We start from the raw sequence: 1,530 nt of genomic DNA on the forward strand, positions 1-1,530 counted from the left end.
GCCATCACGGGCAACTGATCGTGCTGTCCGGCGCGGTGGCGGGGATGGACGGGCTGGCGTCGGCGCGCGAAGGCGGGCTGGAGAGCGTGACCTATCAGGCCAGTAAAAGCCCGGCCAGCTGGCGCGGCAGCCCGGCGGAACAGTTGATCGATCTCGATGCGGTGAGTGAAGCGCAGGTGTTTTTGGTAGGTTCGGCGCGTGAAGCGGCGCGTTTGTTCCCGGCTAATGCCAACGTGGCGGCCACCATTGCGCTCAACGGCCTGGGGATGGACGCCACCCGGGTACGCCTGCAGGTCGATCCCGCCACCCGACGCAATACCCATCGCCTGCAAGTGTGCGGCGATTTTGGCGAGTTTCACATCGAGCTGAGCGGCACCCCGCTGGCGAGCAATCCCAAAACATCAACCCTGGCGGCGCTGAGCGCGGTACAAGCCTGCCGCCGTCTGGTGGACGGCGGTTTTATTGCCTGAACGGCAGGAGCGGAGCATGGAACGATTGAATATTTTTGTCGCCGGACGCTGGCGCGAAGGGCGTGGCGAAGAGATGGCTTCGGTATTCCCGGCTGACGGCAGCGTCAACGCGCGGCTGCGTGCCGCTAACGTCGAGGACGTGAATGAGGCGGTGGAGGCAGCGGAACGCGCCTGGCGCGCGCCGGAGTGGCGTGGGTTGGTGCCGCACCAACGCGCCTCGATCCTCTACCGCGTCAGCAACCTGATCCTGGCGCAGCAGGAACAGCTGGCCGAGCTGCAGACCCGCGACAACGGCAAGCCGCTGGCGGAGACCCGCGGGCTGGTGGCCAGCGCGGCGGCGACCGCGCGCTACTTCGCGGCCGCCTGCGAGGTGTTGGAAGGTGAGCTGCCGACCCCGCGCAGCGCCGAGGTGATGACGCTCAGCCAGTATCAACCGATGGGGGTGATCGCCGCCATTACGCCGTGGAACTCGCCGATCGCCAGTGAAATGCAGAAGGTAGCGCCGGCGCTGGCGGCGGGCAACGCGATGATCTTCAAGCCGAGTGAAGTTACGTCGTTGACGGCGTTGAAGCTGGCGGAAATCTACACCGAAGCCGGCCTGCCGGACGGCGTGTTCAACGTGGTGACCGGCAGCGGTGCGGAGGTGGGGCAGTACCTGACCGACCATCCGGGCATCGCCAAAGTCTCTTTCACCGGCGGGGTGAAAACCGGCAAGAAGGTGATGGCCAACGCCTCGGGTTCGACGCTGAAGGAAGTCACCATGGAGCTGGGCGGCAAGTCGCCGCTGATTATCTTCGACGACGCCGATCTGGATCGCGCCGCCGATATCGCCATGATGGCCAACTTCTACAGCTCCGGCCAGGTGTGCACCAACGGCACCCGCGTCTTTGTGCCGGCGGCGTTGCAGGCGCAGTTTGAGGCGAAGATCCTCGAACGCGTGAAGCGCATTCGCCTCGGCGATCCGACCGATCCGCAGACCAACTTCGGGCCGCTGGTCAGCTTCGCGCACATGGAGTCGGTGCTGCGCTTTATCGAAAGCGGCAAGAACAGCGGCGCGCGC

Annotated in this window: 2 protein-coding genes; both read left to right on the forward strand. The window is 65.6% G+C overall.

The features are described from left to right. A partial coding sequence (locus tag AB0H42_RS35645) for an aspartate dehydrogenase (RefSeq protein WP_357064278.1) occupies positions 1-470 on the forward strand: 470 nt, incomplete at its 5' end. Between the two features lie 16 nt (positions 471-486). Beyond that, on the forward strand, positions 487-1,530 hold a 1,044-nt coding region (locus AB0H42_RS35650), incomplete at its 3' end, for an aldehyde dehydrogenase family protein (RefSeq protein WP_357064281.1).

This window comes from Nocardia sp. NPDC050799 (assembly GCF_040654015.1).
Classification (GTDB): Bacteria; Actinomycetota; Actinomycetes; order Mycobacteriales; family Mycobacteriaceae; genus Nocardia.